General features: G+C 50.7%; 5 protein-coding genes and 2 pseudogenes. 2 read left to right on the top strand and 5 right to left on the bottom strand.

All coding sequences use genetic code 11. From position 1 onward, the window contains the following. Window positions 1-245: pseudogene (locus tag GVL50_RS27975) on the bottom strand (hypothetical protein); the annotation flags it as partial. Window positions 246-1,061: 816 nt separating this feature from the next. Between GVL50_RS27975 and GVL50_RS29315 the strand changes: the two are divergent. Together GVL50_RS29315 and GVL50_RS27965 are read left to right on the top strand one after the other, a co-directional pair. Next, entirely contained in the window at window positions 1,062-2,138 is a 1,077-nt protein-coding gene (locus tag GVL50_RS29315; RefSeq protein WP_159815789.1) for an ABC transporter ATP-binding protein, read from the top strand. Between the two features lie 130 nt (window positions 2,139-2,268). After that, window positions 2,269-2,829, top strand: a complete 561-nt coding sequence (locus GVL50_RS27965; protein WP_159815788.1) for a hypothetical protein — start codon at window positions 2,269-2,271, stop codon at window positions 2,827-2,829. Window positions 2,830-2,985: 156 nt separating this feature from the next. Here GVL50_RS27965 and GVL50_RS27960 read toward each other — a convergent pair whose 3' ends face one another. The 4 genes and pseudogenes from GVL50_RS27960 to GVL50_RS29235 form a co-directional block, all read right to left on the bottom strand. Then, the gene (locus GVL50_RS27960; protein ID WP_159815787.1) at window positions 2,986-3,351 is read right to left on the bottom strand and encodes a DUF6124 family protein; all 366 of its coding nucleotides are present in this window, start codon (window positions 3,349-3,351) and stop codon (window positions 2,986-2,988) included. Window positions 3,352-3,499: 148 nt separating this feature from the next. Beyond that, the gene (locus GVL50_RS27955) at window positions 3,500-3,865 is read right to left on the bottom strand and encodes a DUF6124 family protein (RefSeq protein ID WP_159815786.1); all 366 of its coding nucleotides are present in this window, start codon (window positions 3,863-3,865) and stop codon (window positions 3,500-3,502) included. A gap of 620 nt (window positions 3,866-4,485) precedes the next feature. After that, window positions 4,486-7,881, bottom strand: a complete 3,396-nt coding sequence (locus tag GVL50_RS27950; RefSeq protein ID WP_159815785.1) for an SIR2 family protein — start codon at window positions 7,879-7,881, stop codon at window positions 4,486-4,488. Window positions 7,882-8,256: 375 nt separating this feature from the next. Then, window positions 8,257-8,361, bottom strand: a pseudogene (locus GVL50_RS29235) (2OG-Fe(II) oxygenase); the annotation flags it as partial.

Below are 8,361 nucleotides of genomic sequence, written 5' to 3'. Positions count from 1 at the left end.
CCGGAAAGCATCTCGCCCTCCGTCGTCAAACAATGGAAAAGCAGCTCAATCGTATCGACCCCAGTCACCCGGCCAACTTGATGCCCCGTACGAATCCGCCCGCCCTGATAAGAACTCAAAATGCCCGAACCCTCAACACGGTAATGAAACACCGTGTCAGCCCCCGACAACCCTTGCGCATTGTTCGCTACGGCAAATCGACGCTCGTGCAAACGCTCGGTGACTTGTGAAAAAGCAGATTCCATAAAGGCTGCGTCCTTGTGTTCAGAGTTTCCGTTCCGGTTGCCGATCATCCTAACCCAACGTCCGACCATCATTGGGAGGTGCCCGCCACGCAAGCGCAAAAACTACAACATCGAAGGCAATCGCCTACAGCCACCTCGGATCTCACCGACTTGTTTGTCCTCAGGTCAAACCCTATCGTTGAGCGCTTGCTGCAACCCAAGCAACTCGCTTTAACCCCATCAAGAACGGATTCATATGAACTGGGTCAGCCATTACCTGAAAAGCTTCAAAATAATCTCGAACAACTTTCGATGGTTTACCGCCAGCTTCATCGCGGTATCCACACTGTTCATACTCTGCAGTGCCCTTAATTCCTTGCTTCCAGTACTACTGAGAAATGCCGCAAACACCTTTGACGGCGCTCCGAACGCAAGCACTCAATTCCTCTTATTCGCAGGTTGCTACGCCTTACTCTGGACAGTCTCACAAGTGCTTTCCAGCGTTCGCGGAGTCTTTTCAGCGTGGATACTCGCCAAGTGCGACGCGACTCTTTACGAAACCATCCTCACCCGAATTTTTCAGTACGCTCACAGCAAACAGCGAACGCTCGACCCTGGCTATGTAGCGGCTGACATCAATCGATCGGCCAGCAGTTTCAGCCTGGTCACCGTGGGCGTTTTCTGGACAATCGTTCCTATCGCGGTTGAAATCATCGTCGCCATCAGCGTGCTTTACACCATTATGGGTGCGGCTTACGCGATGCTGTTGCTCGTCGCCTGCGTCGCACTGACATCCCGGGCCATCTACGTCGCCAAGTCCCAAGCATTCATCGCGCCTTGTTTGAAGCCGACAACAACCTTTCAAGCTATACCGTCGAACGGCTTGGCAGGGTTTACGACATCAAGATCAACAACAGCTTGCCCAAGGAACTCGCTCTTGGCCGAACCTTCTTCGACAACTACGTCAAAACCATCAGAGACGCCAACCTTCGCATGGGCATTCGGATTGCCTGCCAAGGCTTGGCCATTGGCGCCGTACTGACATTTTTCATACTGTTATCCGGCCTGTACTACCGCACGAATTTTACGGCTGGCGATTTCATCATGATCGTTGGATACATCACCCTGTTCACCCTGCAACTCCATCTATTGGCGGGCACTCTGTTCAACCTTCAAGCCCACCTCATATCGTTGAACGACGGCATCAAATACATCGAAGAAGACATTAAAGAGCAGTACCACCCGAAGCATCACGCAGACGTCGAAGGCTTTACGCTCACAGGCGTAACACTGGCAAAGGACAACAGAACCATCCTGAACAACATCAACGGTCAGTTGATGTCTGGCGTAAATATCATTTCAGGAAAATCCGGCGCGGGAAAAACAACGCTGATAAACATTCTTTTGGGTCTCGAAGAATCCCATACAGGAACGGCCCTCTACAGAGGACACCGGATCAGTGAGGCACTCACCGAACACATACTGTCAGAGGTTTCCGTCGCGCCGCAAAAACCGGTTCTGGTGTCCGGTACGCTCGAAGATAACCTGCTGTATGGCGCTGATGACGTATGCCAAAACAGGCTGAAGGAAATTGTCGAACTGCTCGGATTCACACGGCAAGGCACTGACGCTGACGCTTTGCTGGCAACAGTAATAGACGTCGCCGGCAGCGGATTGAGTGGTGGTGAGAGACAGCGAATCGCCATCGGCCGGGCGATATTAAGAGACAAGCCCACGCTAATACTGGATGAGCCCACGGCGGCGCTTGATGAACGAACCGCGCACAAAATCGTTGAATGGCTCGCCCTGCATACACGCAACTTGATCATCGTCACCCATGACGAAAAGCTGAAAAAGAAGTACGGCATAAAAATAGAATTGAATGAGACCACCGCTGACTCTGTTCAGGTGTGACCCCGCGGAGTTCAAAAATCATGATCGCCGGGTGCCAAGGCAACTTGCCCAAACGCTGTTCCACGCTAAGTTTAAGGTCAGTGACAACAACGACCCCGCCCTCGCCCAGTACGAATCCACGGGAGGCGTGATGAACAACTTCCCGATCGTCGCCACCGTTCTCTCGATGATCCTCGGGCTCTCCGTCACTCGCCTCCTGCTCGGCGCTCTCACGGTATTCCGCATCCGCCGCGTGGCAGCGCCGGATTGGGTGCCGCTGGTCTGGGCGGTGATGCTCTTCACCACGCAACTGGAATTCTGGTGGGCCGTCAACGCACTGTCGACGGTCAAACAGACCTTCTCGTTTCTCGAATTTCTATTGCTGGTGATGCTGACACTGTCGCTGTTTGTCACGGCCGCGTTATTGCTGCCGAGCCGTAGCGAGGATGAGCAGAACGGCCTGCGCGTCTACTTCGAACAGGATGGGCGATACGCATTGCTATCGCTGTCCACGTACTTGTGCCTGGGGATGGTCGTCAACGTCATGTTGTTCGACGCCTCGCCATTAGCACTGTGGGGCCTGCTGGACGCGATCATGATTGTGCTGCCAATCTGCGCTTTCTTCGCACGATCGCGTAAAGGCTATACGACCATCACCCTGATCTACGTGCCTCTGAGCGTGATCGACTTCATCATTTCGCTGGCGACCTGAAGCCGCAGAATGCATCTAAAACCCACTAACCTCAGGGGTAAAGCCTTTTGTGGCGAGGGAGCTTGCTCCCGCTGGACTGCGAAGCAGGCCCCGTTTTGAAAAGCCAGATCCCCCAACTTCCCAGCAAGAGCAAGCCCCTCACCACAAATGACTGCCCTAAGCCGAAGTCTTCAGCTCAACATTATCCAGCGCCTTATTCACCGCCAACTCCCCCAACATCACAACCTGCGCAATCCCCAACAACGTATTGCGATTCGGCCCCTCCAGCATCCCGGCAAAATCCCCAAGCATCACCGTCGCCGAGGCCAAAGACTCACACGCGTTGACCAGCAACGTCTCAGTATCAGATTGCGGATTAACCATAAACAAAGTGCTGGGGCTATACGGCGTGGCCATGATCTTCTCAGGCGCCAGATAATGATCGAGCGCCCGCTCCGCCGCATCGTGAAGCTTCCTCGAATCGAACGATTCATATGGCGACGCCGGATCCGTCACCGGCGCCTTCGATGGTGTAGTGCTCATCAAACAAAACTCCAATCAGCAAACAGCAAATAAACCCCTGTAGGAGCTGCCAAAGGCTGCGATCTTTTGATCTTCTTCTTACAACCAAACGCAAAATCAAAGGATCGCAGCCTGCGGCAACTCCTACAGGGCGATCGCAGCGGAATCACTAGTGCTGCAAGCGACGACCATCCAGCACTCGATTGACCATCAGCTCACTCAGCATGATCACCTGATGCAGCATCAACAGCGCCCGGCGTTGCGAGTTTTCAACGTCATTGCCGATATCACGCGCCATGTCGCTGGCGGCGGCTAACGATTCACAAGCTTCGACGAGCAGGGTTTCTTCGTCCACGGCGGGGTCGACCAGGAAGATCTGGCTGGTTTTGCGGGTTGGAATGGAAAGCTTCAGTGCGTCGGGGTTGAGGTAGAAATTGATGGCGCGTTCGGTCGCCTCTTTTATCTTTTGAGGTTCGAGCGCTGGGTCGTACGGGATCGGATCGGCGTCCGGTGGGTTTGGCGTGACTTTGAACATAGATGAAGCTCCTAACACATTTAAAGGAGGCTTCACCCTTTCGCTACCAAACGAAGGGTGGCGGCCATGCAGAGGTTGGTAGACCGGGTGTTAGGATCCGGCGCGCCCTAGGACGCCCTATACATGGCCACCATAATCGAGCGAGAAACCTCGACGACAGTGGGCTGTACAACTAACACCGGGCTACCAAACCCGATCACTGTTTTCAGTGACAGGGAGACGATATAGCCCGCTGCATAGTCGCGTATGCCAGCGGATTCTGAGGTGCGCGTAGGCAACGGCGCAAGGCGTTGTAGCCTTTATGGCGTAACGGTTTGTGTAATTTAAACGCGCTTGCACGATTATGTTTAAGCAAAGGAAAACGCCCATCTTCACCCTTGGCGTTTATCCTACGACTGGGCATGTTTCATGATTTAGATCACGTTGAGCCGAATTTACCTCCCCATTAACGAACGGCCACCTTCGGCCAAAAGGAGACATTTAGGCAGGCAGCTATCGCCCCAAATGAACGCCGGTATCAGTTGATCAAGGCTCGGTTGGCATTTCCACCAACCGACACCGCCGCAAACGACCACAATGCTTGCTGACGTTCGTGATGTCGTCCCGAGCCTATGGTGCCTTCATTTCGTGATTGCTAATTTTGGAGCCTGCCTCATTTTTGTTTGCTGAGCCCGAACCCGGGCCCTCTTTTCCTCGTTGGCCTTTGCTTTAGAAAGTGCGGTTATCCCAAGCTGTCCAAGCTGAAGCAGCATGGCGTCTAACCCACTTTTGTTATCCGCATCCCGAGACCGAACACTTAGCAAAAGCTCAATAAGTGAGGAATCGTCTATGATCTGCCGCGAATGGAAACTCAGCACGGCTAACGCGGCCTTATCTCGTTTCAATGAATTTTCAGGCAATTCATCAGCTAGCTGAGCCCGTAATTGGGTAATATCTTTTTGGGAAAGCGAAGGCATCCAATATGACCGGTCAAGGCCCGCAGACATTGCGAGTGAGAAGGCCGCTAGGTCTGCTAAATTCGGATGCGGGGCTAGGTAGTTATACAGCGCCCTGTTAAGTGATTCTGGGCTGGGAATGTGTTTTCCTTCGGAGTTACTACACATTAAGGGCCAGCACCACATAGCGGCAAATTCGATTGCAGGAGAAGGATGGCAAGTCAGTTTCTCTGTAATTTTGAAGATTGCATCTGGTGTACTTTTACTTCGACGGGGACTGTTACGAAACAATGAGCTCAAGTACGACATTAATATACGGCATATTTCTTTAGGGTCGCTTCCGCTGAGACCTTCCATTGTATCCTCAAGAAACTTTTCGCTATTCAGATATTCGGACGAATGCATAAAGCCTGCAAAATTTACAAAAGCATTCTTGATCCAAGTTTCGTCTTCCCAAGTCATAGGCTCATAAATCTTCCATACCTCATCAAGAAAGTCAGCAGCATATGGGCCGCGAGCAAGTGCACGCCAATCGTAAGCCGAACCGCAGCCTTTTGAAAAAAATGCAATAATAGGCATTGCTTCGCTCAGTTCCTGAGTTTCAATCTGAGCTTCTTCTATAAAAATCTGAAGCAGCCGCGCGATGGGCGCGGGTAGAACCCATGGGTAGTCGTGCCATTCCTTAGAGCCGGGGAAGCTCTTATTTTCCAATGCTTTTTTGTATATCGACTTTGACTTGGTAATAAGCGCTGCTGCAACTGGACTGGCTCTCTTTCCCGCGAGAACCGCTACCATGGGTATTACTTCCTTCCATTCGTCGCTGACTATCTTTTTTGCGATCGGTTTGATAACAACGTTACGCGGACTGTAACCTTCATAATGACCCTCTGCCAACGCTACGGCCGCAAGATACTCTTGGAATGTCAAATGTCTGAACTGATAGAATGGAACTGTCAGTCCATTTTCAATTTGGTGCCCGGTCTCCAAAAGTAGACTGGATCTAAGCTCGACCCTTTTCAAAAATTCGTAGGGAGTATCTTTAGCATATCTGGAAATTAAAGGCACAGTCGAGCGAGCTTTATCTAGTATGGCAAGCAATTCTTTCTCGGTTGCTGTTTGGGCACCTCGCTGCATAAGATCCAATGCGATGTAAGCTAGTTGCGGCACGGCCTCCCAAACGTTGAGAGGTTCATGACCTTTAATGTTCCATGTATCGAGTAGAACATCAACTGCCCGTCCGTACAGGCTCACCCTGTTTGGCGGTAGCCTACCGGCGCCGTGTTTAACAACAAGTAGCATGGTTAGCAGCAATGGGTTTTCAGCCAGCCTTCGCAAAGATGGACTTTGATGCAGATGGTTTGCCAACGCCAACGCGTCGGCTTCTGCTTCTTTCGAGCCCGGAGCCATTAACTTATGCCAGTATAAAGCAAGGGTGCTGATTGCTTCATGGTTTAATGGTGCTACTCGCCATCGCTCGCAGAATCCAGCAATTTTTGCCGCTACTAAATTGAAACCGGCTTCGCGACTCGTAACGACGACACGGATTTTTTGGAACTCGCTTAAGAACTTTTGTAGGTTATCAACAAATGTTTCGCGATCGGAATTGACATGAATCTCATCTAAGCCGTCTATTAGTAGAAGAACATTGCCACTTTTTAATCTTGGAATTATCGCGGTATAAAATTTTGAAAGTCCTGGCTGGCCAGTGATATCACTTAATTTTTTAAACAGGGTTAATATAGGTAGCTTTATGTATTCTCGCCACTCACGGCATCTAATTAACACTGGAACTGTGTCGATAGCGGGCAGGTTATCCTCACTATTCTCTCGACGTGAAGGGCTAGCATACGCAACTGCCAAGCGTTTTAGCAGGAGGGTTTTCCCTCCGCCTGGCAATGCCAGAAGAGCCAAACCTCTCGTACTTTCAAAGACTTCGCCAAATGGGCGCGGCTCCTTGTTTTCACTCCGCCAGCACTCAAGCTTCTCGACTCTATCAGGGTCACTTGCCGGTATATCTGGCGGACACGCTTCTAATTGCAGTGGAACAAAAAGTTTTTCTAGATCGAATCGGCGCTGGGCTGTATCCATATCGGCCCTAACACCCTCAATAGTCATTTGCCCGCAATCTTTTATTAAAAACTGCTTGTATTCTTCAATTACAACCTCGTGTAATGATGTTGATGAACTGTGCGCTGGCGACTGTTTTGCAGATCGACGCTGAGCCTGATCAAATAAAGATTTAATGAAAACCGGAAGGTCTTTATGACTTGAGCCATAACTCAACGGCTCTACAAATCCATGCCAACTTTCATCGGCATGCCTTAATGAATATTGAGCATCTACTACTAAAGCATAGTGTTGTGGCGCCGACGCTTTCATATTAAGTTTAAGCCAAGCAATTAATGCCGAAAAATTCGGATCACTAAATGTATCGCCACAACCAATAAAAAGCAGCTGATTGAATGCACTCAAGTTTTTCTGAATAAGGGCTCTAGGCTCATTAGCGACTGCGTCTGCGTAGTCCCGAATCCCCAACACACAAGACTCAGGATTTCTCCAATGACCATGCAAATGAAATATTCCCGGGATCTCCCTTCTTATCCACTCCGCAGATTTTCGAACGTCGGTTAGGTCGATTGTCGGCAGGCCAGTTACCTGCTCCAATAGACAGTCGTAGTTAAGGGTGCAAATTGGGGTGCCGGATTTTTTTATCTGGCGGAGAGCATCTTCTAAGCCTGAGTTATCCGTGCTGTCATCACTTAGTGCAGATTCGAGCCAACGTGAGTACAAATCGCCGCCCGGGGCGCCAAGTTTTCTCCCTACGTACTCTGCGGCCACAAGCATATCGTCAACATCATCTGTATATAATAACTTGGAATAGAGCTCGCTCTGCGATGAAGTTATCTTGCCTTTTTGAAGTGCATTTTCTAAACCAGTGGCGATTAAACCTTGCCAGGAGAGTGCTGGGCGCTTGTTATTTGTGAGGCCAATACTCACCCCGGTTCCTATCACAACGACTAAATCACCAGAGGCAATTTTTTTCTTAAGTTTCTCAATGATATTAGCTGGATCGATGCTCATGCTGGTTCCTTGACTTGGGCTGGTCGCATGTTCATGTACAGGTGGGTAAGACTGCTGCATCCTTGCAGATGGTAGTGCAGTGTTTTATGACCTGCTTTGCATGCGCTTCAACTGACCATGATGCCTGCAATGGCTATTTGATCTCAACCATCAGTGCTGGTGTCACTGAGAGTTTCCAGTCCAACCAAATTCGCCCGGTGCGTAAGGCGGCACTGGAAAAATGGACGCAAGACTCAGACCGTTAGCGCACCCTACCGATGGGCAGCTTTTGGCCGTTTTCAGACGGTGACAGGCAGCAATTGGCCGAAAGGAGACCTAGCGGAAGCTACTCCCCCGCATAAACAAATATGGCCGCGTCCTTGAACTAGCGGCCTCTCACCCCTTCTTCCTAAACAGTTTTTCCACGTAGTAAGTCACGCTCCACCGATCCTGCGGCCGCGGCTTATAGTGCGTTTTATTCCTCTGCCCCGGCTCCCCACC

It is taken from the genome of Pseudomonas sp. 18058 (genome assembly GCF_902706155.1).
In the GTDB taxonomy this organism is placed as follows: Bacteria; Pseudomonadota; Gammaproteobacteria; order Pseudomonadales; family Pseudomonadaceae; genus Aquipseudomonas; species Aquipseudomonas rustica.
This window is presented reverse-complemented; position numbering and strand designations above follow the sequence as displayed.